This is a genomic window from Pseudomonas sp. B1(2018) (assembly GCF_003097365.1).
GTDB lineage: Bacteria > Pseudomonadota > Gammaproteobacteria > Pseudomonadales > Pseudomonadaceae > Aquipseudomonas > Aquipseudomonas laurylsulfatiphila.
On record NZ_PYUK01000023.1, the window covers coordinates 58574 to 83135 of the forward strand.

A 24562-nucleotide genomic window follows, 5' to 3' on the forward strand; every position below is an offset into this window, starting at 1 on the left:
GCCCCGGGGGATTTTTATTGCCTGCAAAAAGATCGCAGCCTTCGGCAGCTCCTACAGGTGTACGCATGCCCTTGTAGGAGCTGCCGAAGGCTGCGATCTTTTTCTATCAGAGTTTCGCGGTCGATCGACCCGGCTTCTTGGTCTGCAGCAAATGCGAGAACACCGCATGCAGGTCATCCGACGCACTTTCCTCGTCGAGATTGAGCTTGCTGTCGATGTGATCCATGTGATGCATCATCAGGTTCACCGCCAGTTCAGCATCGCGCTTCTCGATGGCGTCGATCAACTGGGTGTGCTCGTCGTAGGAACAGTGGGAGCGGTTGCCGCTTTCGTACTGGGCGATGATCAGCGACGTCTGGGACACCAGGCTGCGCTGGAAGCTGATCAACGGGGCGTTTTTCGCCGCTTCAGCCAGTTTCAGGTGGAATTCGCCCGACAGGCGGATGCCGGCACCACGGTCGCCACGGGAGAAGCTGTCGCGCTCGTCGTTGACCATCTGGCGCAATTCGGCGATCTGCTCGGCAGTGGCGTGCTGCACCGCCAGCTCGGTGATCGCGCGCTCGACCAGACGCCGGGCCATGAACACCTGGCGCGCCTCTTCGACACTCGGGCTGGCAACCACGGCGCCGCGATTCGGACGCAACAACACCACACCTTCATGGGCCAGGCGCGACAGGGCGCGGCGAATGATGGTGCGGCTGACCCCGAAAATTTCCCCCAGCGCTTCTTCGCTCAACTTGGTACCGGGCGCCAGGCGCTGCTCGAGGATGGCCTCGAAGATATGCGCGTAGACAATATCGTCCTGGGTACCGCTGCGGCCGGCTTTGCCTGCTCGCGGTTGTTTCTTTAGGGGTTGCAACTGTTCGTTCATGGGCACTCGAGTCGGAAGAACTGCGGCGAATTGACCGTGACTGTAATACGGCACAGTGGGTCGCTGGCAAGTATCGCGTAAAAAACACTGCGATTGTACACAATGGATGGTGGCAACACGACTGTACGGCTGAATGTTGCCTCGGCTGTATCGCAACACCTGATTACTTTTGAGTTTAGGCTTTAACGCAGATTCCGCTGCCTAAACACGATTCCTGTAGGAGCTGCCGGAGGCTGCGATCTTTTGATTTTTCAAGATCAAAAGATCGCAGCCTTCGGCAGCTCCTACAGGGCACATCTTCATGAGTAGAAGGCCCCGTCATGAACGACGCCACCCACACGCAAATCCGCCCACTGGCCGACACCTCGCCCTCGGCCATCGTCGCCGGGTTCATCGCCATGATGACCGGCTACACCAGCTCCCTGGTGCTGATGTTCCAGGCCGGGCAAGCGGCGGGCCTGAGCAGCGGGCAGATTTCTTCGTGGATCTGGGCGATCTCCATCGGCATGGCGGTGTGCTCCATTGGCCTGTCCCTGCGTTATCGCACGCCGATCACCATTGCCTGGTCGACCCCCGGTGCCGCGCTGCTGATCACCAGCCTGGGCGGCGTGAGCTACGGCGAAGCCATTGGTGCCTATATGACCTGCGCGGTGCTGGTGACGATTTGCGGGCTGACCGGCAGTTTCGAACGGCTGGTGAAAAAAATCCCGGCCTCCCTGGCCGCCGCCCTGCTGGCAGGGATCCTGTTCAAGATCGGCAGCGAGATTTTCGTCGCCGCGCAACACCGCACGGCCCTGGTACTGGGGATGTTCGTCACTTATCTGCTGGTCAAGCGCCTGTCGCCGCGCTATGCGGTGCTGGCAGCCTTGCTGATCGGCACGGCATTGTCAGGCTTCATGGGGCTGCTGGACTTCAGCGGTTTCCACCTGGAGGTCGCCACGCCGGTCTGGACCACACCGCAGTTCTCCCTGGCCGCGACCATCAGCATCGGCATCCCGCTGTTTGTCGTCGCCATGACCTCACAGAACATGCCCGGCATCGCCGTATTGCGCGCCGATGGCTACACCGTGCCAGCCTCGCCGCTGATCACCACCACCGGCATCGCCAGTTTGCTGCTGGCCCCCTTCGGCTCACACGGGATCAACCTGGCGGCGATCAGCGCGGCGATCTGCACCGGTCCGCACGCCCATGAAGATCGCAACAAACGCTACACCGCCGCCGTCTGGTGCGGGATTTTCTACGGGATCGCCGGCGTGTTCGGCGCGACACTCGCGGCATTGTTTGCCGCACTGCCCAAGGAGCTGGTGCTGTCGATTGCCGCGCTGGCGCTGTTCGGCTCGATCATCAACGGCCTGAGCATCGCCATGAGCGAAGTGAAGGAGCGTGAAGCGGCGCTCATCACTTTCATGGTCACGGCATCGGGGCTGACGCTGTTTTCCATCGGTTCGGCGTTCTGGGGGATTGTCGCGGGGGTGGTGACGCTGCTGATTCTGAATTGGCGCAAGGCCTGAAAAAGCAAAAGATCGCAGCCTTCGGCAGCTCCTACTGGGTTAAACCGCCCCGTAGGAGCTGCCGAAGGCTGCGATCTTTTGATCGTCGCAAAAAAAACGGCGACCCTTGGGTCGCCGTTTTTTTTCAGAACATCAAGCTACCGGATTGATCGGCTTTTCCGGGTACCAGACGTCCAGCAGCGGGCTGACTTCAACGCTGGTCAGCTCGGTGCGGCCTTTGAGCCAGGCTTCAACGGCAGCGCGCTGTTCAGCGCTGACCGAGCCACGCTTCTGCAGGCAAACCAGACCGTAGTCGTCGCCGCCAACATAACCCAGGCCGTTGGCTTCCATGGCTTCTTTGAGGAACGCATCGAGGAAAGCATCAATGGCTTCATCAGCCAAATCTTCTTTGAAATCCAGGTTCAGTTCGAAACCCAGCTCTTGAAATTCATCGACGCACAGTTTTTTGCGCAGACGCTGGGAACGGTTAGTCGCCATTGGAACAATCCTCTTAAGTAATAACGGGCGGCACTTTAGCAGTTTAAGCCGCCGATTGCCTGACTCTCTGGGCCACCACGCCTACCGTCGGTAAAAAAATAGCCGATCAGACAGCCCTCGCACGGCACAAGCCGTGACACCTTGGGGCATAATGCCGACACTTTCATGACCATTGAGGGAATTTATCTTCATGCCCTCATCTTTTTTCCCCTCGGCTGTAGGGTTTTATTTCAGATGATCAAATCTTTGCGTCCATTGCTGTTGGCCGGTTTTCTTCTCCCCCTGGCCCTCCCCGTTTCTGCAGCTCCGGTCAATACTGCGCTGTCGCCCAACGTTGAAAAAGCCCTGAAAGCCGGCAAGCTGCAGGACAACGCCCTGTCGCTGGTGATGATCCCGCTCACCGGCCCCGGCACCCCGACGGTGTTCAACGCCGACGTGTCGGTCAACCCGGCGTCGACCATGAAACTGGTCACCACCTACGCGGCCCTGGAAATGCTCGGCCCGAACCACCAGTGGAAAACCGAGTTCTACACCGACGGCACCCTCAGTGGCGGCATCCTCAATGGCAACCTCTACCTCAAGGGTGGCGGCGATCCGAAGCTGAACATGGAAAAACTCTGGCTGTTGATGCGTGACCTGCGTGCCAACGGTGTCACCCAGGTCACCGGCGACCTGGTGCTGGATAAAACCTTCTTCGTGCAGCCGCAACTGCCGGAGTTCAATGACGACGGCAACGACGAGAACAAGCCGTTCCTGGTCAAGCCCGACTCGCTGCTGGTCAACCTCAAGGCGCTGCGCTTCGTTGCGCGTAATGACTCGGGCAAGGTCCTGGTCTCGGTGGAACCGCCGATTGCGAGCATCCGCATCGACAACCAGGTCAAGGCCCTCAATTCCAAGCAATGCACCGGTGGCGTGCGTTACAACCCGGTGGCGCAAGCCGATGGCACCGTGACCGTTACCGTCGGCGGTCAATTGGGTGAAGGCTGCAGCTCGCAGACTTACCTGTCGCTGCTCGACCACGCGACCTACACCGCCGGCGCCGTCCGCGCGATCTGGAAGGAACTGGGTGGCAGCATCCAGGGCAGGGATGTGCTGGCGCCAACCCCTAAAGACGCCAAGGTTCTGGCCCGGGCGTTCTCGCCGGACCTGGCGGAAATCATCCGCGACATCAACAAGTACAGTAACAACACCATGGCCCAGCAGTTGTTCCTGAGCCTGGGCCAACGTTTCCGCACCGATGCCGATGGTGACGACGCCAAGGCTGCCCAGCGTGTCGTGCGTCAGTGGCTGGCGAAAAAGGGCATCACCGCGCCGCACCTGGTGATGGAGAACGGCTCCGGCCTGTCCCGCGCCGAGCGCGTCAGCGCCCGGGAAATGGCTTCGATGCTCGAAGCGGCGTGGCACAGCCCGTATGCCGCCGAGTACATCAGTTCGATGCCGATTGCCGGCACCGACGGCACCATGCGCAAGCGCCTGAAGACCACGGCGATGCGCGGCGAAGCCCACGTCAAGACCGGCACGCTGAACACCGTACGGGCGATTGCCGGCTTCAGTCGCGACGTCAACGGCAACACCTGGGCGGTGGTGGCGATCCTCAACGACAAGGCCCCGTTCGGTGCCTCGTCGGTGCTCGATCAGGTGCTGCTCGACCTGTACCGCCAACCGAAAGCGCCGCAGACGGCTTCGGTGTTGTAAAGCACAGCTCTGCCCCTTGTAGGAGCGAGCCTGCTCGCGATGGATTCGAGAGCGCCGCGTACATTCAGTATGCCCGCGTTATCGTTATCGACCATCGCGAGCAGGCTCGCTCCTACAGGGTCAGCGTACAACCCGGGTTAATTCATCTCCTCTTCTACCCGGTCTCGCCCTGCCTGTTTCGCCGCATAAACCCCCGAGTCCGCGCGCAACAGCAAGGCATCGGCGCCCTCCCCGGTCCGCCAACTGGCAATTCCGAAACTGGCGGTGACCGTACCGACGCCTTCAATGGGTGAACTGCGCAGGCTCTGCCACAACTGCTGGGCCAACACATACGCATGTTCCCCGCCGATGTCCGGGCACAACACCATGAACTCCTCGCCGCCCAGGCGACAGAACACATCGGTGCGACGCAGCCGGTGGCCGATCCGTTCGCACACTGCCTGCAACACCCGGTCACCGATGGCGTGGCCATGCAGGTCATTGATGCGCTTGAAATGGTCGATGTCGAGCATGATCACCGACAAATCCCCACCGCCCCGCTCCACCCGGGCCATTTCGGTGGTCAGGCGCTCCTGGAAATAACGCCGGTTATGGATACCGGTCAGGGAATCGGTGACCGACAACGCGCGCAATTCTTCTTCCACCCGCTTCATATCGGAAATGTCCGAGATGTAGCCGTGCCAGAGCACGCCGCCACCGGGCAGCTCCTCGGGAGTGGCTTCGCCGCGCACCCAACGCACCCCGCGTTGCGGCAGTTGCACGCGGTACTCCTCGCGCCAGGGGCTGAGGGTTTCGGCCGAGGCGCGGATCGAGGCGCGGACACGGGTCGTGTCCTGGGGGTGAATCCGGGTGAAGATCGCTTCGGCATTGAGCAGCAGTACGTCGGGTTCCAGCTCGTAGATATCGCGAATGCCGTCGCTGGCATAGATCACGCTGAAGCGCCCGTCGAATTCCATCTTGAACTGATAGATCCCACCGGGCACGTGGGCGCTGAGTTTTTTCAACAGCAGGTCCCGCGCCGCGAGCGCTTCATGGACCCGCTTGCGTTCGGTGATGTCGATGCACACCGCCAGGTGCCCGACCCACAGGCCTTGCTCGTCGAGCACCGGCGTGGCCAGCATGTTGACCATCAGATGGCTGCCATCGCCGCGCACCAGGGTCCACTCCCGCGCCTCGTGACCGCCCTCCACGTCGCCTTCCACCAGCATCGCCTGGCAGGTCGGCACCGGCTTGCCATAGCGCGCGCTCAACTCGGCCGAACGACCGGCCAGCTCCCGGGGCAGGTGCAGGTTCTCCAGGGTCATATGGCCGACCACTTCGGCACTGCTATAGCCGAGCATCTGCTCGGCACCGGCGTTGAAAGTGCTGATGACGCCGCGCAGGTCGGTGGCGATGATCGCAACCTGGGTGGCGGCATTCAGCACGCCACGCAACTGACCATGGGTGCCACGCAGCTCCTGCTCTCGATCGCGCAGCTCCTGGGTACGCTGATCGACCAGTCTCAACGCCCGTTGCCGCTGACTGACCAGCACATAGAGCAAGGCACTGAGCAACAGGCTGAGCAAACCACCCAACACGACCAGACTGGTCACGGAGGAATGGTTGGCCTGCACGAACGCGTCGGAGGGCTGGATATCGACCTGATAGTCATGGTCGGCCATGCGCAACAGGCGCGTGGCCGACAACTCGCTGACGGCTGGCGGGTTGGGCGACTCGAACAGCACTTCGTGCTGGTCGTCGGTCGACAAATCGAGGATGCGTACCGAGAGATAGTCGCGACTTGCTTCCGGCAATCCGTCCGCCAGCAATTGGCGCATGCTGATCACGGCCATGACATAACCGTAGGGCTTCGTGCCTTTGTCGTCCTGTCCGCTGCGCTGCGTGACCGGCGCGACCAGCAGCACGCCGCGCGCATAGGCCGGTTCGATACTCACCAGATGCATCGGTTGCGACACCGCCATGCCGCCACGCCGATCGGCCCGCTCGAGCGTGGCACGCCGCAACGGCTGAGCCAGCAAGTCGTAGCCGAGGGGTGAACCGAGTTTGCTTTGCGTCTGGCTATACAGCACTGCCACGTACTCATCGCGCTCGCCGGCCAGTTGCAATTGGCCGTCGGCGTTGAGCTCTCTCAGGGTGAAGCTGTTCAGGCCCTCGTCTCGCACCCGTCGCTCGAACGCCGCCCGCTCGTCACGGGTGACCCGTTGGGCATAGGAATACGCCTGGGTTCGCAGCAGCAAAGGTTGGGTGTAGCCGTCGAATTCCGCTCGGGACACTGAACCGGAATTGGCGAAAAACCGGCGCAGGCCATCGAGGCGCTGCTCCTGATCTTCGAAACGTTCTTCGATACGGCTGTAACGCTCACTGGCCAGCAGTTGAAAGCGTTGCCGCAATTGATGGTGAAACAGATTCAGCGTCGACCACGCCAGCAAGCCGGTGAGCACCCCGCCGATCAACAAAACCAGCAGCGCGACCAGCCAGGCCGAGGCATCTTCGCTGATAAAACCCAGGATCTTGGGGCGCACGGCGTGCAACGACATAAAACGCAACTCAAAACGCCAGGTGCGGGAAAGCCCTTTGGCCCTGAGTGGAGTTATAGCTATTAGCCACTAATTTGACCAGCACCCTGTAGGAGCGAGCCTGCTCGCGATGGACTCAAGAACACCGCGTGCTTTCAGAAAGCTCGCGTTATCGTTATCGACCATCGCGAGCAGGCTCGCTCCTACACAGCTATTTAGCGTGCCATGATTTTCCAGGCACGATGGATCTTGGCGTTGCGCGCAAAATCCGGATCGAGGGTCTGGGCAGTGATGTCCTCGACCGCATAACGCTCGCCGAGATTGGCCTCCAGTTCGAACTTGCGGAAGTTGTTGGAGAAATACAACACGCCACCGGGTGCCAGGCGCGCCATGGCCAGGTCGATCAGTTGCACCTGGTCGCGCTGCACGTCGAACACGCCTTCCATGCGTTTGGAGTTGGAGAACGTCGGCGGGTCGATGAAGATCAGGTCGTACTCGTCACGACTGGCTTCGAGCCACGCCATCACATCGCCCTGCTCCAGGCGGTTCTTGTCGGAAAAACCGTTCAGCGACAGGTTGCGACGCGCCCAGTCCAGATAAGTCTTCGACAGGTCGACACTGGTGGTGCTGCGCGCGCCGCCCTTGGCCGCATGCACACTGGCCGTTGCGGTGTAGCAGAACAGATTGAGGAAGCGTTTGCCGGCTGCCTCTTTCTGGATACGCATGCGCATCGGCCGATGGTCGAGGAACAGACCGGTGTCGAGGTAGTCGGTGAGGTTCACCAGCAACTTCACACCGCCTTCATTCACCTCGACAAATTTGCCCTGCGCCGCCTGGCGCTCGTACTGTTTGGTGCCGCTCTGACGCTCGCGGCGCTTGACCACCACACGGTTCTTGTCGATGTTCAGCGCCTGCGGGATGGCTGCCAGGGCATCGAACATGCGGGCCGACGCTTTTTCCGGATCGATGGATTTCGGCGCGGCGTACTCCTGAACATGGACCCAGTCGTGATACAGGTCAATGGCCATGGAATATTCCGGCATGTCGGCATCGTACACGCGGTAGCAGTCGATACCCTCACGCTTGACCCACTTGCCCAGGGCCTTGAGGTTCTTTTGCAGGCGGTTGGCGAACATCTGCCCGCCTTCGCTCAGGCGCGGCTGCTCGACCACCGGAGCCGGTGCCGGAGTCGGTTTGATCGGGTTGCCGTTTTTATTGAACTTGCGTTCTTGCGGTTCGTTCGGCGTCTGATCGTAGGCGGCTTGCTCACGCTCGACCTGGCGCTGTTCCGGCGTACGACGCTCGCCGGTGACGAACTGATCGGGCAGCACCTTGATCAGCAGCAGCTTGCACGGCAAGGCGCCGTTCCAGAACGAATACTGCTTGTGGCTGCGGATGCCCATGCGCTTGCCCAGGTCCGGCGCGCCGGTGAACACCGCCGCTTCCCAGTTCAGGCAGGCCTGGCGCAGGCGTTCGCCGAGGTTCTGGTAGAGGTAGAGCAGGCTCGCCTCGTCGCCCAGACGCTCGCCGTACGGAGGGTTGCAGATCACCAGGCCTTTCTGGTTCTGGTCCGGGCGCGGCTCGAACGTCGCGACTTCACCCTGGTAGATCTTGATCCACTCGCTCAGGCCGGCCCGCTCGACGTTGTTGCGCCCCGGTTGAATCAGCCGCGGATCGGCTTCGTAGCCACGGATCCACAGCGGTGTCCTGGCCAGGCCGGCCGCGGCGCGCTCGGACGCTTCTTCGTGGAGTTTTTTCCACAACGCCGGGACGTGACCGAGCCAGGCAGTGAAGCCCCATTGCTCGCGGCGCAGGTTCGGCGCGATGTCGGCGGCGATCATCGCCGCTTCCACCAGGAACGTACCGACACCGCACATCGGGTCGGCCAGCGCGCCGCCTTCGGCCGCGATACGTGGCCAGCCGGAACGGATGAGGATGGCGGCCGCGAGGTTTTCCTTCAGCGGTGCCGCACCCTGCTGCAGGCGATAGCCGCGCTGGTGCAGGCTGTGGCCGGACAGGTCGAGGGACAGAATGGCTTCGCCACGGTCCAGGCGCAGGTGAATGCGCAGGTCCGGGTTGAGCTTGTCGATGGACGGACGGTCGCCTTGCGGGGTGCGCAGTTTGTCGACGATGGCGTCCTTGACCTTCAGTGCGCCGAAGTGGGTGTTGTCGATACCCGAGCCATGGCCGCTGAATTCGACGGCCAGGGTGCCGTCATTGAGCATGTGGTCTTGCCACTCGATGTCCAGCACGCCGTGGTACAGGTCTTCGGCGTCCTTCATCGGGAAACGCTTGAGCACCAGCAGCACGCGGTTGGCCAGGCGTGACCACAGGCACAGGCGATAAGCGGTTTCCATGGTGGCCATGCCGCGCACGGCAGAGGTGTGCTCCCGCGCTTCCTCAAGGCCAAGCCCGACGGCTTCCTCGATGAGCAGGCCTTCAAGGCCTTTTGGGCAAGTGAGGAAGAGTTCGAATCGATCGGACATGGGAATTCCAGAACCTTTAGCTGAGTGACCGGGCAACGCATTGCCGGTCCGGTTTTCAATCAGGCGCTTTTCTCGAAGAGCGCCCGCGTGGCACGAAGGTGTGCCGTTCCACCCCTGCTGCTCGGGTTAAATGAGCTTAGATGCAAGGACAGATAAAAAAGTTGATGCAATGAAATGTCATAAGTCGACCCTTCGTCGAATAGTGCCTCCCGGCAACGGGAGCCATTCTCACTAAAGGATTAAGCCCATCATCCAGCGCAGAGCCGATCATACCGGGGTTTGGCTAATAAATACGCTACAAACACTCTGTTACTTATGGCCTTAACACATGAATGGTTACGTCCTTATGACAAAACGATCATTCCCTCGATGTGACGCATTGGTTAGAACTCAACTCAGGTTGGCGCCGCAATGACGCCAACACCTTGGCTCGTCACGCCGGCAACGAGCCCCCAACGGCAGAGTTTTTCTGCCTGACCTCAATAGAGGTCGACGCGATAAATACAGTCAACAAGTGAGGGCAACACCCTATGAGAAGACTTAAGCGTGATCCGTTGGAAAGAGCATTTTTGCGCGGATATCAATATGGCGTTGGTGGCAAATCCCGTGAGCTTTGCCCATTTACTCTACCGTCGGTACGCCAAGCCTGGATCAACGGCTGGCGAGAAGGACGCGGCGACAACTGGGACGGTATGACCGGCACTGCGGGAATCCACAGACTCAACGAACTTCACGCCGTCGGCTAATTACAGGGCACAACACTCCGACACGACAATCTGATTTTGTACTGAATTAACCACGCACGTCCCATCCGGACGGCGGGCTGCGGCCCAGGGGCTCCTTTAAAGGGGCCCTTTTTTATGAACGCAATTTTCCCCTGTAGGAGCTGCCGAAGGCTGCGATCTTTTGATCTTGAAAAATCAAAATCAAAAGATCGCAGCCTTCGGCAGCTCCTACAGGGGCCGGGTTTATCTCAGGGCGGCGATGGCGTCTACGGACTCGCGAATCAGCGCCGGGCCCTTGTAGATGAAGCCCGAATAGATCTGCACCAGGCTTGCGCCCGCGGTGATTTTCTCTGCGGCGTGCTTGCCTTCGGTAATGCCGCCGGCAGCGATGATCGGCAGGCGACCACCCAGCTCAGATGCCAGCACTTTCACGGTGTGGGTACTCTTGTCGCGAACCGGTGCGCCGGACAGACCACCGGCCTCGTCGCCATGCTCCATGCCTTCGACGCCGACGCGGCTCAGGGTGGTGTTGGTGGCGATGACCGCATCCATTCCGGTTTCGATCAGCGCTTGTGCAACCTGTGCGGTTTCTTCATCGCTCATGTCCGGCGCGATCTTGATCGCCAGCGGTACATGCTTGCCATGACGCAAGGCCAGCTCCGCGCGGCGCTCGGCCAGATCGGCCAGCAACTGCTTGAGCGAGTCGCCGAATTGCAGGCTGCGCAGGCCCGGCGTATTCGGCGAACTGACGTTGACCGTCACATAGCTGGCGTGGGCGTACACTTTGTCCAGGCAGATCAGGTAGTCGTCCACGGCACGCTCGACCGGCGTATCGAAGTTCTTGCCGATATTGATGCCCAGCACGCCTTTGTATTTGGCCGCCGCCACGCGGGCCAGCAGGTGATCGACGCCGAGGTTGTTGAAGCCCATGCGATTGATGATCGCCTCGGCTTCCGGCAAACGGAACAGGCGAGGCTTGGGATTGCCCGGCTGCGGACGCGGGGTGATGGTGCCGATTTCGACAAAACCGAAACCCAGTTGGGCGAATCCATCGATAGCCGCGCCGTTCTTGTCCAGACCGGCGGCCAGGCCCACCGGGTTCGGGAAGTCCAGGCCCATCACATTCACCGGCTTCTTCGCCGGAGCCTTGCACAGCAAGCCGTTGAGTCCAAGACGCCCGCCCGCGCCGATCAGGTCCAGGGACAGATCGTGGGAGGTTTCCGGGGAGAGTTTGAACAACAGCTGACGGGCCAGGGTGTACATGGGCGGATTTGACTCGATTGGCGGCGAATTGAGGCGGCGATTATAGCCGGGCTACGGGGTGGCACGCGAGGCGCGTGTTCAAATCAGCGGTTAATGGCATATGCCTTGCACCCTTCCGGGCACCAGCACCCACGCCAGCGTCGGAATGGGTGCAAAGACAATGGCGTCGTCCCCGGCCTGCCCCTGCACGGACCCGGGACGACGTTTTTTTTGCAAGGTGAACGCGCGATGAACGAACCGTCAGCCGGCCCACTGGCCTGGGTCAATGGCAGCGATGCCCCGGAAAAAACCGAAATCAATCTCGGCTTCATGGCCCTGAGCGACTGCGCCTCGGTGGTGGTCGCCGCCACCCAGGGCTTCGCCCAACCCTATGGCTTGACCCTGAACCTCAAGCGCCAAACGTCCTGGGCCAACCTGCGGGACAAACTGGTGAGCGGCGAACTCGATGCCGCCCACAGCCTCTACGGCCTGATTTACGCCGTTCACCTGGGCATCGGTGGCGTGGCCGCGACCGACATGGCGGTGTTGATGGGCCTGAATCAAAACGGCCAGAGCATCAATCTGTCCCGCGGCTTGCAGGCGCTTGGGGTGACCAGTCCTGAGGCATTGGATCGGCACGTGCACCAAACTCGCCCAAAACTCACCTTCGCCCAGACGTTTCCTACCGGCACCCACGCCATGTGGTTGTATTACTGGCTGGCCAGCCAGGGTATACACCCGCTGCTGGATGTCGACAGCGTGGTGGTGCCGCCGCCGCAAATGGTCGCCCACCTGCGGGCCGGGCGCATTGACGGGTTCTGTGTCGGCGAACCCTGGTCCGCCAGCGCCGTGCAACAGGACCTCGGTTTCACCCTGGCCACGACCCAGACCCTCTGGCCCGATCACCCGGAAAAGGTCCTCGGTTGCACCCGTGCGTTCGTCGAGCAATACCCCAATACCGCGCGGGTGTTGGTGATGGCGGTGCTGGAAGCCAGCCGCTTCATCGAAGAAAGCCGTGAAAATCGTCGCAGCACCGCGCAATTGCTCAGTGCCGCGCAATACCTCGATGCGCCGCTGGAATGCATCGAGCCGCGCCTGCTAGGCGACTATGTCGATGGCCTGGGCAATCGCTGGCAAGACCCGCATGCCCTGCGCTTCCATGGTGAAGGCGAGGTCAATCTGCCGTACCTGTCCGACGGCATGTGGTTCATGACCCAGTTCCGTCGCTGGGGCTTGTTGCGCGATGACCCGGATTACCTCGCCGTGGCCCGCCAAGTCCATCAACTGCAGTTGTATCGTGAAGCGGCCAGCGCCGTAGGCGTCGCGGCACCGGGCAAGGAGATGCGCAGCAGTCAATTGATCGACGGCAAGATCTGGGACGGTTCGGACCCGGCCGGTTATGCCCGCAGTTTCAAACTGCACGCCATGAGCGACAGCTCGCACCGATCCGCCAGCCGCTGACAGGAGACGACGAACATGCTGCGTATCCTGCTGATCAACGACACCGCGAAAAAAGTCGGACGCCTGAAGGCCGCCCTCACCGAGGCCGGTTTCGAAGTGATCGATGAGTCCGGCCTGACCATCGACTTGCCCGAACGCGTCGAAACGGTGCGTCCGGACGTGATTCTGATCGATACCGAGTCACCCGGCCGCGATGTCATGGAACAAGTGGTGCTAGTCACTCGCGACCAGCCGCGACCGATTGTGATGTTCACCGACGAACATGACCCCGATGTGATGCGCCAGGCGATCAAGTCCGGGGTCAGTGCCTACATCGTCGAAGGCATTCACGCCCAGCGCCTGCAGCCAATTCTCGATGTGGCCATGGCACGCTTCGAAAGCGATCAGGCCTTGCGTGCCCAGTTGCAGGCCCGCGACCAACAACTGGCCGAGCGCAAGCGCATCGAGCTGGCCAAAGGGCTGTTGATGAAAATGAAGGACTGTAACGAAGAAGAGGCCTACACACTGATGCGCCGCCAGGCGATGAGCCGCCAGCAGAAGCTGATTCAAGTGGCGGAACAGATTATTGCCATGAGTGAATTGTTGGGTTGAGCAATAAAAGATCGCAGCCTTCGGCAGCTCCTACAGGAGCACACATTCCCTGTAGGAGCTGCCGAAGGCTGCGATCTTTTCCAATGTGGCACAGATCTGGCAAAGCAATCACCACAGGTAACCAACGGCGGTTGCCCCACCTACGACAAAGACGTCGCTCACCTCATTTGCCCTTGGCGGATCGGGTGGCGGCGTTTTTTCGTTTTGGCCCCACAGCACGGGGCCGGTGGAGCGGCCGTAGCGGCGCCCCACCTGCAAGCTCATGACTCCTTTCGAGACTCTTCACAGCTGAGGTGCGCAATGAATTCAAGCTTCTGGAAATCCGGCCATACCCCCACATTGTTCGCAGCCTTCCTCTACTTCGACCTGAGCTTCATGGTCTGGTACCTGCTCGGCCCTCTGGCGGTACAGATCGCCGCCGACCTGCACCTGACGACACAGCAACGCGGGCTGGTGGTGGCCACGCCGATTCTGGCCGGGGCGGTCTTGCGTTTTGTCATGGGGATGCTGGCTGATCGCCTGTCGCCCAAAACCGCCGGCCTGGTCGGTCAGGTCATCGTGATCTGCGCACTGTTCGGCGCCTGGAAGCTCGGCATCCACAGCTACGAGCAAGCGCTGCTGCTGGGTCTGTTCCTCGGCATGGCCGGCGCGTCCTTTGCCGTTGCCCTGCCCCTCGCCTCGCAGTGGTATCCGCCGCAGCATCAAGGCAAGGCCATGGGCATCGCCGGCGCCGGCAACTCGGGTACGGTATTCGCCGCCTTGATCGCCCCGGTACTGGCGGCGGCGTTTGGCTGGAGCAACGTGTTCGGTTTCGCCCTGATTCCGCTGATCCTGACCCTGATCGTCTTTGCCTGGCTGGCGAAAAACGCCCCCGAGCGACCAAAAGCCAAATCCATGGCCGACTACTTCAAGGCCCTGGGCGATCGTGACAGCTGGTGGTTCATGTTTTTCTACAGCGTGACGTTCGGTGGCTTCATCGGCCTGGCCAGCGCCCTGCCCGGCTATTTCAACGACCAGTACGGCCTGAGTCCGGTGACGGCCGGTTACTACACGGCGGCCTGCGTGTTCGGCGGCAGCCTGATGCGCCCCTTGGGCGGCGCACTGGCTGACCGGTTCGGAGGCATTCGAACCCTGTTGGCGATGTACACCGTCGCGGCGATCTGCATTACCGCGGTCGGTTTCAACCTGCCGAATTCCTACGCCGCACTCGCACTTTTCGTCTGCACCATGCTCGGCCTGGGTGCCGGCAATGGCGCGGTGTTCCAGTTGGTGCCGCAGCGGTTTCGTCGGGAAATCGGTGTGATGACCGGCCTGATCGGCATGGCCGGCGGCATCGGTGGTTTTGCCCTCGCGGCCGGCATGGGTGCGATCAAACAGAGCACCGGCAGCTATCAACTGGCCCTGTGGTTGTTCGCCAGCCTCGGCATTCTGGCGTGGTTCGGCCTGCACGGCGTGAAACGGCGCTGGAGAACCACCTGGGGTTCGGCGGCCGTGACGGCTGCGCGAGTCTGACGCCTCGATGAGCCTGCAACTGAGTTTCGCCGAAGCCAGCGCCATCGGTCCGCGCGAAGAGAATCAGGATGCCCTGCGCCTGGTCACGCCGGCCCCGGCGCTGGCGGCGAGCAAAGGCTACCTGTTCGCCATCGCCGATGGTGTCAGTCAGTGCGCCGATGGCGGCCTGGCGGCCCGTTCGACGCTGCAGGCCCTGGCACTGGATTACTACGCCACGCCGGAAACCTGGAGCGTGGCGCAGGCACTGGATCGCCTGTTGCTGGCGCAAAACCGCTGGTTGCAGGCCAACGGCGGCGGACAACCGCTGCTGACCACCCTCAGTGCGCTGGTCCTGCGTGGCCGGCGTTTTACCCTGGCCCATGTCGGCGATTGCCGGGTGTATCGCTGGCACGCCGACCGATTGCAGCGAATCAGCGAGGATCACGTCTGGGACCAGCCGGGCATGCAGCATGTGCTGAAACGGGCGCTGGGCCTCGATCAACATCTGGTGCTGGATTTTCTCGACGGTGAACTGCGCCTCGATGAAAGCTTCGTCCTGCTCAGCGACGGCATCTGGGCGGTCCTGGGCGATACCGCCATTGCGGCGATCCTGCGTGATCAACCGGACTTGCACAGCGCTGCGCAAACCCTGGTCAATGCCGCACACCTGGCAGGCAGCCAGGACAACGCCAGCGCCTTGCTGGTGCGGGTCGACGCCCTCGGCGAAGCGAGCATTGGCGATGCATTGATGCACTTGCAGCAATGGCCACTTCCGCCCGCCCTGAAACCGGGTCAGACGTTCGAGGGCTGGCAGGTCGAAGGGATCGTCGCACAAAGCCAGCAATCGCTGCTTTATCGCGTGCGCGACACTCAGCAACGACCCTGGCTGCTGAAAACCCTGCCGGGGCGCCTGCACGACGATCACCAGGCCGGGCAAGCGTTGCTGTCGGAAGAGTGGTTTCTCAAACGCGTGGCCGGTCGGCATTTTCCTGAAGTGCATGCCGCCAGTCAGCGTCAGCATTTGTACTACGTGATGCGCGAATATTCGGGCGCTACCCTGGCGCAACGGCATGAGCAAAGCGGACCGTTGCCGCTGCCCCAGTGGCAAGACATCGCCGAACGCTTGCTGCGAGCGGTCGGCCTGCTGCATCGACGACAGATTCTGCATCGCGATATCAAACCGGAAAACCTGTTGCTGGGGGACGACGGTGAACTGCGCCTGCTGGATTTCGGACTCGCCTACTGCCCCGGTCTCTCGCAAGACCTGCCCTGGGCTCTGCCGGGCACACCCAGTTACATCGCGCCGGAAGCCTTTCGCGGCGAAGTGCCGACACCACAGCAGGACCTGTATGCCGTTGGTGTGACCTTGTATTTCCTGCTCACCGGGCACTATCCCTATGGCGAAATCGAAGCGTTCCAGCGTCCGAGGTTTGGTCTCCCGGTCAACGCCAGCCGCTACAGGCCCGACCTGCCGGACTGGATCGCCCATCACCTGGAACGCGCCGTTGCGGCGGCCCCCGAACAGCGTTTCGAAACGGCGGAAGAATGGCTGCTGTTGATCGAGCAAGGCGAACGCCGCAGTTTGAGCGTGCGCCCCAAACCCTTGCTGGAGCGCGAGCCGCTGAAAGTCTGGCGGACATTGGCGCTGGTATCGCTGCTGCTCAACCTGGTGCTGCTGGTGGTGGCGCTCCATTAGCGGGCGACGCGCCTTGAATCGGTGCATTCCCTCGCCATCCAGCCCTTGCGAACGGGAAGAACGCCAACAAACACGGGACCTGAGCGACTTGGCACAACCACTGCATTACCCCTTTCAACAGACATAAAGCGCAGGCTTCAACGACGAAGACTGCACTTCCCGAGAGAACGGGACCAGGACAAAGGCGTCCTCGCTAGGCAACTAGCGGGACGCCTTTTTTTGTTTGCGCAAAATTTGTCGAGCACGGCCTGAACCCTGATGAGGCAGGCCTGGACTCCCCGGAGAACCTGATGAAAAAACTAAAACTGGTGATGATCGGCAACGGCATGGCCGGGGTCCGGACCCTGGAAGAACTGCTCAAGCTGAGCACAGAGCTGTACGACATCACGGTCTTCGGCGCCGAACCGCACACCAACTACAACCGTATCCTGTTGTCGCCGGTGCTGGCGGGCGAACAGACCTTCGAAGAGATCGTGCTCAACGACCTGGACTGGTACCTGGACAACAACATCAAACTGCTGCTCAACCGCAAAGTGGTGGAGATCGACCGGGTCAAGCGCCGGGTCATTGCCGAAGACGGCAGTGAAGCCGAATACGATCGCCTGCTGATCGCCACCGGCTCGACGCCTTTCATCCTGCCCATTCCCGGCAACACCCTCGAAGGCGTGATCGGCTACCGCGACATCGCCGATACCCAGGCCATGATCGACACCGCGAAAACCTACCGGCACGCCGTGGTGATCGGCGGCGGTCTGCTCGGCCTGGAGGCCGCCAACGGCCTGATGCTGCGGGGCATGCACGTCACCGTGGTGCATATCGGCGAGTGGCTGCTGGAGCGGCAACTGGACAAGACCAGCGGCCAGCTGCTGCAAACCGCCCTGGAGTCTCGCGGCCTGCATTTCCGTCTGTGCGAGCAAACCCAGGCTTTGCACGACGCGGGCAATGGCCGGGTCGGCTCGGTGCAATTCAAGAACGGCGACATCATCCCCGCTGACCTGGTGGTGATGGCCGCCGGCATTCGCCCCAATACCGAACTGGCGGAGAAATCCGGCATTCCGTGCAACCGCGGGATTCTGGTCAACGACACCCTGCAAACCTATGACCCGCGGATCTACGCCATCGGCGAGTGCGCCAGCCACCGCGGCATCGCCTATGGCTTGGTGGCGCCGCTGTTCGAACAGGCCAAAGTCTGCGCCAACCACCTCGCCCAACTGGGTTTTGCCACCTACAAGGGGTCGGTGACCTCGACCAAGCTGAAGGTTACCGGCATCGATCTGTTTTCCGCTGGCGACTTCATGGGCGGTGAAGGTACCGAGACCATCACCCTCTCCGACCCGATTGGCGGGGTCTACAAGAAACTGGTGATCAAGGACGACGTACTGGTCGGCGCCTGCCTGTATGGCGATACAGCCGATGGCGGCTGGTACTTCCGGCAGATCCGTGAGAATCACGACATCCGGCAGATCCGCGATCACCTGATGTTCGGCGGCTCTTCATCTATGGAGCAGGCTTTGGGCGACGTAGGGCACCAGGGCCAGGACAAGGCCATGAGCATGGCCGACACGGCCGAAGTCTGCGGCTGCAACGGCGTGTGCAAAGGCACCATCGTCAAGGCCATTCAGGAACACGGGCTGTTCAGCGTCGACGAAGTGAAGAAACACACCAAAGCTGCCAGCTCCTGCGGTTCGTGCGCGGGCCTGGTGGAACAGATCCTGATCAACACCGTGGGCGGCGCCGCCGACGTCAAACCGAAAAGCGAAAAGGCCATCTGCGGTTGCAGCGACCTCAACCACGGACAAATCCGCCAGGCCATCCGCGAGCAGCACCTGCTGACCATCGCCGGCACCCTGAGCTACCTGAACTGGCGTACACCCAACGGCTGCGCCACTTGCCGGCCGGCGCTCAACTACTACCTGATTTCCACCTGGCCGGGGGAAGCCAAGGATGATCCGCAATCGCGCCTGATCAACGAACGCGCCCACGCCAACATTCAGAAAGACGGCACCTACTCGGTCGTCCCGCGGATGTGGGGCGGCGTGACCAATCCTTCGGAACTGCGGCGCATTGCCGACGTTGCCGACAAGTACAACGTGCCGATGGTCAAGGTCACCGGCGGCCAGCGCATCGACTTGCTGGGGATCAAGAAGCAGGACTTGCCGGGCGTCTGGAAAGACCTCGACATGCCGTCCGGCCATGCCTACGGCAAATCCATCCGCACCGTGAAGACCTGCGTCGGCAGCGAGTTCTGCCGCTTTGGCACGCAGAACTCCACGCAGTTGGGCATTGAACTGGAACATGACCTGTTCAACATGTGGTCGCCGCACAAAGTGAAACTGGCTGTCTCCGGTTGCCCGCGCAACTGTTCGGAAGCGGGCATCAAGGACGTAGGCATCATCGGCGTCGATTCCGGCTGGGAGATGTACATCGGCGGCAACGGCGGGATCAAGACCGAAGTCGCGGAATTCTTCGTCAAACTGAAAACCGCCGAAGAAGTCCGCGAATACAACGGCGCATTCCTGCAGCTCTATCGCGAAGAAGCCTTTTACCTCGAACGCACCGTGCACTACCTGCAACGGGTCGGCATGGACCACATCAAGAAAGCCGTGCTGGAAGACCCGGAGCGGCGCAAGGCGCTCAACGATCGCCTGCAGTTTTCCCTGTCGTTTGAACAGGACCCGTGGAAGGAACGCCTGGAACAGCCGCAACTGAAAAAAGAATTCGACGTCATCCCCGTGAAAAACCTGGAGGTGCTGGCATGAACTGGCTGGATATCTGCGCACTGGATGAAATCAATGCCCTGGGCTCGCGAATCGTTGCCGGCCCTAAAGGCGACATCGCGATTTTTCGTACCAGCGACGATGAAGTGTTCGCCCTCGACGACCGTTGCCCGCACAAGGGCGGACCGCTGTCCCAAGGTTTGATCTACGGCAAACGCGTGGCCTGCCCACTGCACAACTGGCAAATCGACCTGGAAAGCGGCGAAGCCCTGGCCCCGGACGTCGGCTGCGCCCACCACCATCCGGCGCGGGTCGAAAATGGCCGCGTGATGTTGGCCCTGCGGGACGCAGGCTGATGGACCGCCAGATCACCGCGTCCACCTGCTGCTATTGCGGGGTCGGCTGCGGCGTGCTGATCGAGCATGACGGCGAGCGCATCCTCGGCGTCAGCGGCGATCCGGCACACCCGGCCAATTTCGGCAAGTTGTGCAGCAAGGGATCAACCCTGCATTTGACCGGCGACTTGACGGCAAGGGCGCTGTACCCGGAACTGCGCCTGGGCAAAGGCCTGGCCCGCAGCCGCACCGACTGGGATACCGCGCTTGATCACGCCGCCAGCATTTTCGCCCAAACCATTGCAGAACATGGCCCGGACAGCGTGGCGTTCTACATTTCCGGGCAACTGCTGACCGAGGACTACTACGCCTTCAACAAACTGGCTCGGGCGCTGGTGGGCACCAACAACATCGACAGCAATTCACGGCTGTGCATGTCGTCGGCGGTGGTCGGCTACAAGCGCAGCCTGGGCGCCGACGCTCCGCCATGCAGCTATGAAGACCTGGAATTGAGCGATTGCGTGATGATCGTCGGCAGTAACATGGCCTACGCCCACCCGGTACTGTTTCGCCGACTGGAAGAAGCCAAATCCCGTCGACCGCAGATGAAAGTCATCGTCATTGACCCACGTCGGACGGACACCTGCGATCTGGCTGACCTGCACCTGGCGATTTTGCCCGGCACCGATGTCGCCCTGTTCCATGGGATTTTGCATCTGCTGCTGTGGGAAGACTGGATCGACCGTGACTTCATCAAGGACCATACCGAAGGCTTGCCCGAGCTGAAGAAACTGGTGCGCGATTACACGCCGCAGATGGTGTCGCAGCTCTGCGGAATCAGCGTCGGGCAATTGCAACAATGTGCCGAGTGGATCGGTACGTCACCGTCTTTCCTGTCGTTGTGGTGCATGGGGTTGAATCAGTCCACCGCCGGCAGCGCGAAAAACAGTGCACTGATCAATCTGCACCTGGCCACCGGGCAGATTGGCCGTCCGGGTGCAGGTCCGTTCTCCTTGACCGGTCAGCCCAATGCCATGGGCGGGCGGGAGACCGGCAGCCTGTCCAACCTGCTGCCGGGCCATCGTGACGCCGCCAACCCTGAGCACCGTGCCGACGTGGCCGCCTACTGGGGTGTTGATCAACTGCCTGAACCCCCGGGGCTGACTGCCATCGAGTTGTTTGAGCAACTGGGCAGCGGCAAGATCAAAGCCTTGTGGATCGCCTGCACCAACCCCGCTCAGTCTCTTCCCGATCAGGCGGCCGTGCGCGCGGCGCTGGAGGCCTGCCCGTTCGTGGTCCTGCAGGAGGCCTTTCGCACCACTGAAACCGCCAGGTTTGCCGACCTGTTGTTGCCCGCCGCCAGTTGGGGTGAAAAGGACGGCACGGTGACCAACTCCGAACGGCGTATTTCCCACGTCCGCCGCGCGATCGTCGCACCGGGTGAAGCGCGTCCGGACTGGACGATCACGGTGGATTTCGCACGGCGCCTGGAAAAACATCTGCGCCCGGAAGCCACCAGCCTGTTTGCCTTTGACACCCCGGCGCAGGTCTTCGACGAATACAAACAGCTGACGCGGGGTCGGGATCTGGATTTGTCCGGGATCAGCCACGAATTGATCGACTCCATCGGCCCGCAGCAATGGCCCTTTCCTGCAGGGTCCAGCGCAGGCACCGCGCGCCTCTATCTCGACGGCATTTTCCCGACCTCCAGCGGACGCGCGCAGTTCGTGGCCGATCCGTATCGCGCCGCCAAGGAACAACGGGATGCCCGCTTCCCGCTGACACTGATCACCGGTCGTCTGCGCGATCAGTGGCACGGCATGAGCCGCACCGGCACCGCCGCGCAGTTGTTCGGCCATGTCAGTGAAGCCGTGTTGAGCCTGCACCCGGATGAGCTGCGCAGGCATCGCCTGCAAACGGGTGATTTGATCAGCCTGAAAAGCCGCCGTGGCGCGGTGATCGTGCCGGTCGCCAGTGACGACAGCGTGCGTCCGGGCCAAGCCTTCCTGCCAATGCATTTTGGTGACCGTTTTCTCAAGGGGGGCGTGAACAGCCTCACCCTGCCCGCCTTCGATCCGTTGTCGAAACAACCGGAGCTCAAACACAGCGGCGTGCGCCTGGAACCGGTGCAATTGCCTTGGCACCTTTTCGCTCTGATAGAGGGCGATGTCCAACAACACTTTGAGACTCTACGCCCCCTCTGCGAGACGTTTTCCTACGTCAGCCTCAGCCTGACCGGTCGTGAGCGCCCTGCGCTGCTGATACGCGCTGCCAGCGCCACGGCGCCAGATCCGCAACTGCTGCGCGATATCGATCAATGCCTGGGGCTGAACGATGGACCGGTGCTGGCCTACGACGATCCACGACGCTCCATCGGCAAGCGGGTGCGAATCGAGAACGGCCGGATCACCGCGATCCGCCTGGCAGGTGAAACCCTCGCCCGGCACTGGCTGCAAAACCTCTGGCTCGAAGGTCGCGCCGATGAACAGCTACGGCGCTGGCTGCTCGCGCCCTTGAGTGCCCCGCCGGGCCAGGTTGACGCCGAAGCGATCGGTAACAAAACCCTGTGCAACTGCAAAAACGTCAGCCACGACGCGGTCTGCGCCGGCATCCGCCGCGGCCTGGACTTGTCGGGCTTGAAACAAGAATTGGGTTGCGGCACGCAATGCGGCTCCTGCGTCCCGGAAATCAAGCGTTTGTTGGCCGCCACCGCGCAGCCGCAAGCCGCCATCTCGTGAGGAAAACACTATGAGCGCAAAAGTCTGGCTGGTGGGTGCAGGTCCCGGTGATCCTGAATTACTGACCCTCAAAGCTGTTCGGGCGTTGAGAGAGGCGGATGTCGTGCTGATCGACGATCTGGTCAACGTCGCGGTGCTGGAGCACTGCCCCGGCGCGCGGATAATTCCGGTGGGCAAGCGCGGCGGCTGTCGTTCAACGCCGCAAGCCTTTATCCATCGCCTGATGCTGCGGTATGCCCGTCAGGGCAAATGCGTGGTGCGCCTCAAGGGTGGCGACCCGTGCATCTTCGGGCGTGGCGGTGAAGAAGCGCAGTGGTTGCGCGAGCGTGGTGTCGAGGTTGAGCTGGTCAATGGCATCACCGCCGGCCTCGCGGGCGCGACGCAATGCGATATTCCTTTGACCCTGCGCGGCGTGGCACGAGGGGTAACGCTGGTGACCGCCCACACTCAGGATGACAGCAGCCTGAACTGGCAAGCGCTGGCCCAAGGTGGCACGACATTGGTGATCTACATGGGGGTGGCGAAGCTCAGCGAGATCCGTGAGCAACTGCTGGCCGGTGGAATGGCGGCCGATACGCCCGTGGCAATGATCGAAAATGCTTCCCTGCCGCACCAGCGGGAATGTTGGAGCGACCTGACAGCCATGGAGGACGATGCCCATAGCTTCCAGTTGAAAAGTCCGGCGATCCTGGTGATCGGTGCTGTGGCGGCCTGTGATGAGATCAAAAGATCGCAGCCTTCGACAGCTCCTGCACGGGTTCGGCATTTATCCCTGTAGGAGCTGCCGCAGGCTGCGATCCTTTGGAAACAACGCAAAAACCCAAATCACAGACAAAGAAAAGCCCGGCTTGAGCCGGGCTTTCCTCGGAGCTGTGGGCTAATTACTTAGCTTGAGCTTCAACCTGCGCTTCTACGCGACGGTTAACAGCGCGACCAGCTTCAGTTTTGTTGTCAGCAACTGGGCGGGATTCGCCGTAGCCAACGGACTGAACGCGGGACGATTCAACACCGTACTGGTTGGTCAGAACTTGCTTAACGGCGTTTGCACGACGCTCGGACAGTTTCTGGTTGTAAGCGTCAGGACCGACGGAGTCAGTGTGACCTTCAACAGTAGTGGTGGTGGATGGGTACTGCTTCATGAAGTCAGCCAGGTTCTTGATGTCGCCGTAGCTGTTTGGCTTGACTACCGACTTGTCGAAGTCGAACTTCACGTCCAGCTCTACACGAACGACTTCAGCAACAGCTGGGCAGCCATCAGCGTCAACAGTTACGTTGGCCGGGGTGTCCGGGCACTTGTCGACGTTGTCGCAAACGCCGTCGTTGTCGCTGTCGGAGCAGACTTCTGGTGCTGGAACCGGAGCAGCAGCAGGCTTGTTGCCGCCACCGAAGTTCACACCCAGACCTACGGACGGGATGTAGTCCCAACGGCCGTTGTCCAGCTTGTAGTCAGCTTCTACGCCAGCACGAGCGTAGACGTTTTCGAGGAAGTAGTACTTCAGGCCAGCGCCAGCAGTCAGGAAAGTCGACTGGTCACGACCGGTGTGGCCGTCAGCGGCTACGTTGGTCATGCTGCCGTGCTTGACACCACCTTGAACGTAAGGACGCAGAGCGTCGCCAGCGTTGTTGAAGTGGTACTGAGCGTTCAGACCGAACTGGTCGCCCTCGATCTTCTGGTTGCCGGTGTTGTTGTTCGAACGGGTGTAGTCATCGTTGTTGTAGGTGAAGTTCAACGATACGTCGTCGGTCAAGAAGTAACCGATGGAGGCGCCAGGAGTGTAGCCGTCTTCAACGTTGTTAACGCTGTCGTTGTACTTCTTCCCGTAGTTGAGCTCGCCTTCAACTGCGCCTTGGCCTTGTGCCAATGCGCCGAACGAAGTAGCGGCAATAAGAGTACCAATGGCCAAGCCCAAGGTGTTTTTCAGTTTCATCCGTTAAATCCCCATCTGGTGATTGTGAAGCAGTCCCGCAAACCGGGGGACAACTCGGCGGCAAGTCTAACAGAACTTGCCT

Annotated in this window: 17 protein-coding genes; 11 read left to right on the plus strand and 6 right to left on the minus strand. The window is 61.3% G+C overall.

The genetic code is table 11. From position 1 onward, the window contains the following. Window positions 1-106: 106 nt before the first annotated feature. Window positions 107-871 carry a GntR family transcriptional regulator gene (locus tag C9422_RS27535; RefSeq protein WP_008050187.1) on the minus strand — a complete coding sequence of 255 codons (765 nt, stop codon included), beginning with the start codon at window positions 869-871 and terminating at the stop codon, window positions 107-109. A gap of 320 nt (window positions 872-1191) precedes the next feature. Here C9422_RS27535 and C9422_RS27540 point away from each other — a divergent pair, with 320 nt between their 5' ends. Next, a complete protein-coding gene (locus C9422_RS27540; RefSeq protein WP_116582862.1) occupies window positions 1192-2382 on the plus strand; it encodes a benzoate/H(+) symporter BenE family transporter in 1191 nt (396 codons plus the stop codon). A gap of 132 nt (window positions 2383-2514) precedes the next feature. On the opposite strand, the gene C9422_RS27545 is transcribed toward C9422_RS27540, so the two are convergent. Further along, window positions 2515-2859: a YggL family protein gene (locus C9422_RS27545; protein ID WP_007971486.1), complete on the minus strand. Its 345-nt coding sequence runs from the start codon at window positions 2857-2859 to the stop codon at window positions 2515-2517. 234 nt (window positions 2860-3093) lie between these two features. On the opposite strand from C9422_RS27545, the gene dacB reads away from it, so the two are divergent. Then, on the plus strand, window positions 3094-4554 hold the full coding sequence (gene dacB, locus C9422_RS27550) for a D-alanyl-D-alanine carboxypeptidase/D-alanyl-D-alanine-endopeptidase (RefSeq protein ID WP_116582863.1): 1461 nt from the start codon (window positions 3094-3096) through the stop codon (window positions 4552-4554). Window positions 4555-4691: 137 nt separating this feature from the next. On the opposite strand, the gene C9422_RS27555 is transcribed toward dacB, so the two are convergent. Beyond that, entirely contained in the window at window positions 4692-7091 is a 2400-nt protein-coding gene (locus C9422_RS27555) for a diguanylate cyclase (protein WP_116582864.1), read from the minus strand. A gap of 194 nt (window positions 7092-7285) precedes the next feature. Next, window positions 7286-9556: a bifunctional 23S rRNA (guanine(2069)-N(7))-methyltransferase RlmK/23S rRNA (guanine(2445)-N(2))-methyltransferase RlmL gene (rlmKL, locus tag C9422_RS27560; protein ID WP_104449763.1), complete on the minus strand. Its 2271-nt coding sequence runs from the start codon at window positions 9554-9556 to the stop codon at window positions 7286-7288. A 530-nt stretch (window positions 9557-10086) separates the two neighbouring features. On the opposite strand from rlmKL, the gene rmf reads away from it, so the two are divergent. Next, window positions 10087-10302 (plus strand): ribosome modulation factor, encoded by a 216-nt coding sequence (gene rmf / locus C9422_RS27570; protein WP_003223300.1) that lies wholly within the window; start codon window positions 10087-10089, stop codon window positions 10300-10302. 222 nt (window positions 10303-10524) lie between these two features. Here rmf and C9422_RS27575 read toward each other — a convergent pair whose 3' ends face one another. After that, window positions 10525-11544 carry a quinone-dependent dihydroorotate dehydrogenase gene (locus C9422_RS27575; protein WP_007971491.1) on the minus strand — a complete coding sequence of 340 codons (1020 nt, stop codon included), beginning with the start codon at window positions 11542-11544 and terminating at the stop codon, window positions 10525-10527. 228 nt (window positions 11545-11772) lie between these two features. On the opposite strand from C9422_RS27575, the gene C9422_RS27580 reads away from it, so the two are divergent. The 8 genes from C9422_RS27580 to cobA all read left to right on the plus strand — a co-directional run bounded on the left by C9422_RS27580 (window position 11773) and on the right by cobA (window position 23330). Beyond that, entirely contained in the window at window positions 11773-12984 is a 1212-nt protein-coding gene (locus tag C9422_RS27580; RefSeq protein ID WP_116582865.1) for a CmpA/NrtA family ABC transporter substrate-binding protein, read from the plus strand. Between the two features lie 15 nt (window positions 12985-12999). Continuing rightward, entirely contained in the window at window positions 13000-13575 is a 576-nt protein-coding gene (locus tag C9422_RS27585) for an ANTAR domain-containing response regulator (protein WP_015096057.1), read from the plus strand. A gap of 300 nt (window positions 13576-13875) precedes the next feature. After that, window positions 13876-15087 carry a NarK/NasA family nitrate transporter gene (locus C9422_RS27590; RefSeq protein ID WP_116582866.1) on the plus strand — a complete coding sequence of 404 codons (1212 nt, stop codon included), beginning with the start codon at window positions 13876-13878 and terminating at the stop codon, window positions 15085-15087. Between the two features lie 7 nt (window positions 15088-15094). Beyond that, entirely contained in the window at window positions 15095-16762 is a 1668-nt protein-coding gene (locus C9422_RS27595; protein WP_116582867.1) for a bifunctional protein-serine/threonine kinase/phosphatase, read from the plus strand. 290 nt (window positions 16763-17052) lie between these two features. Further along, window positions 17053-19521: a nitrite reductase large subunit NirB gene (gene nirB / locus C9422_RS27600; protein WP_116582868.1), complete on the plus strand. Its 2469-nt coding sequence runs from the start codon at window positions 17053-17055 to the stop codon at window positions 19519-19521. After that, the gene (gene nirD, locus C9422_RS27605) at window positions 19518-19835 is read left to right on the plus strand and encodes a nitrite reductase small subunit NirD (protein WP_007971500.1); all 318 of its coding nucleotides are present in this window, start codon (window positions 19518-19520) and stop codon (window positions 19833-19835) included. Before nirB ends, nirD begins: the two co-directional genes overlap by 4 nt. Next, on the plus strand, window positions 19835-22552 hold the full coding sequence (locus tag C9422_RS27610) for a nitrate reductase (protein ID WP_116582869.1): 2718 nt from the start codon (window positions 19835-19837) through the stop codon (window positions 22550-22552). The genes nirD and C9422_RS27610 overlap by 1 nt, the downstream gene beginning before the upstream one ends. Window positions 22553-22562: 10 nt before the next feature. Further along, complete coding sequence (gene cobA / locus C9422_RS27615; protein ID WP_116582870.1) at window positions 22563-23330, plus strand: uroporphyrinogen-III C-methyltransferase; 768 nt, start codon at window positions 22563-22565, stop codon at window positions 23328-23330. Window positions 23331-23433: 103 nt separating this feature from the next. On the opposite strand, the gene C9422_RS27620 is transcribed toward cobA, so the two are convergent. Beyond that, window positions 23434-24480 carry an OmpA family protein gene (locus C9422_RS27620; protein WP_007971503.1) on the minus strand — a complete coding sequence of 349 codons (1047 nt, stop codon included), beginning with the start codon at window positions 24478-24480 and terminating at the stop codon, window positions 23434-23436. Between the last annotated feature and the right edge of the window lie 82 nt (window positions 24481-24562).

Excerpts from the sequence above, each read along its gene's own strand:
- C9422_RS27610 (WP_116582869.1), top strand. The coding sequence starts at position 19,835 with ATGGACCGCCAGATCACCGCGTCCACCTGCTGCTATTGCGGGGTCGGC.
- C9422_RS27540 (WP_116582862.1), top strand. The coding sequence starts at position 1,192 with ATGAACGACGCCACCCACACGCAAATCCGCCCACTGGCCGACACCTCG.
- rmf (WP_003223300.1), top strand. The coding sequence starts at position 10,087 with ATGAGAAGACTTAAGCGTGATCCGTTGGAAAGAGCATTTTTGCGCGGA.
- C9422_RS27575 (WP_007971491.1), bottom strand. The coding sequence starts at position 11,544 with ATGTACACCCTGGCCCGTCAGCTGTTGTTCAAACTCTCCCCGGAAACC.
- C9422_RS27580 (WP_116582865.1), top strand. The coding sequence starts at position 11,773 with ATGAACGAACCGTCAGCCGGCCCACTGGCCTGGGTCAATGGCAGCGAT.
- nirB (WP_116582868.1), top strand. The coding sequence starts at position 17,053 with ATGAAAAAACTAAAACTGGTGATGATCGGCAACGGCATGGCCGGGGTC.
- rlmKL (WP_104449763.1), bottom strand. The coding sequence starts at position 9,556 with ATGTCCGATCGATTCGAACTCTTCCTCACTTGCCCAAAAGGCCTTGAA.
- C9422_RS27585 (WP_015096057.1), top strand. The coding sequence starts at position 13,000 with ATGCTGCGTATCCTGCTGATCAACGACACCGCGAAAAAAGTCGGACGC.
- dacB (WP_116582863.1), top strand. The coding sequence starts at position 3,094 with ATGATCAAATCTTTGCGTCCATTGCTGTTGGCCGGTTTTCTTCTCCCC.
- C9422_RS27535 (WP_008050187.1), bottom strand. The coding sequence starts at position 871 with ATGAACGAACAGTTGCAACCCCTAAAGAAACAACCGCGAGCAGGCAAA.
- C9422_RS27620 (WP_007971503.1), bottom strand. The coding sequence starts at position 24,480 with ATGAAACTGAAAAACACCTTGGGCTTGGCCATTGGTACTCTTATTGCC.
- C9422_RS27590 (WP_116582866.1), top strand. The coding sequence starts at position 13,876 with ATGAATTCAAGCTTCTGGAAATCCGGCCATACCCCCACATTGTTCGCA.
- C9422_RS27545 (WP_007971486.1), bottom strand. The coding sequence starts at position 2,859 with ATGGCGACTAACCGTTCCCAGCGTCTGCGCAAAAAACTGTGCGTCGAT.
- cobA (WP_116582870.1), top strand. The coding sequence starts at position 22,563 with ATGAGCGCAAAAGTCTGGCTGGTGGGTGCAGGTCCCGGTGATCCTGAA.
- C9422_RS27595 (WP_116582867.1), top strand. The coding sequence starts at position 15,095 with ATGAGCCTGCAACTGAGTTTCGCCGAAGCCAGCGCCATCGGTCCGCGC.
- nirD (WP_007971500.1), top strand. The coding sequence starts at position 19,518 with ATGAACTGGCTGGATATCTGCGCACTGGATGAAATCAATGCCCTGGGC.
- C9422_RS27555 (WP_116582864.1), bottom strand. The coding sequence starts at position 7,091 with ATGTCGTTGCACGCCGTGCGCCCCAAGATCCTGGGTTTTATCAGCGAA.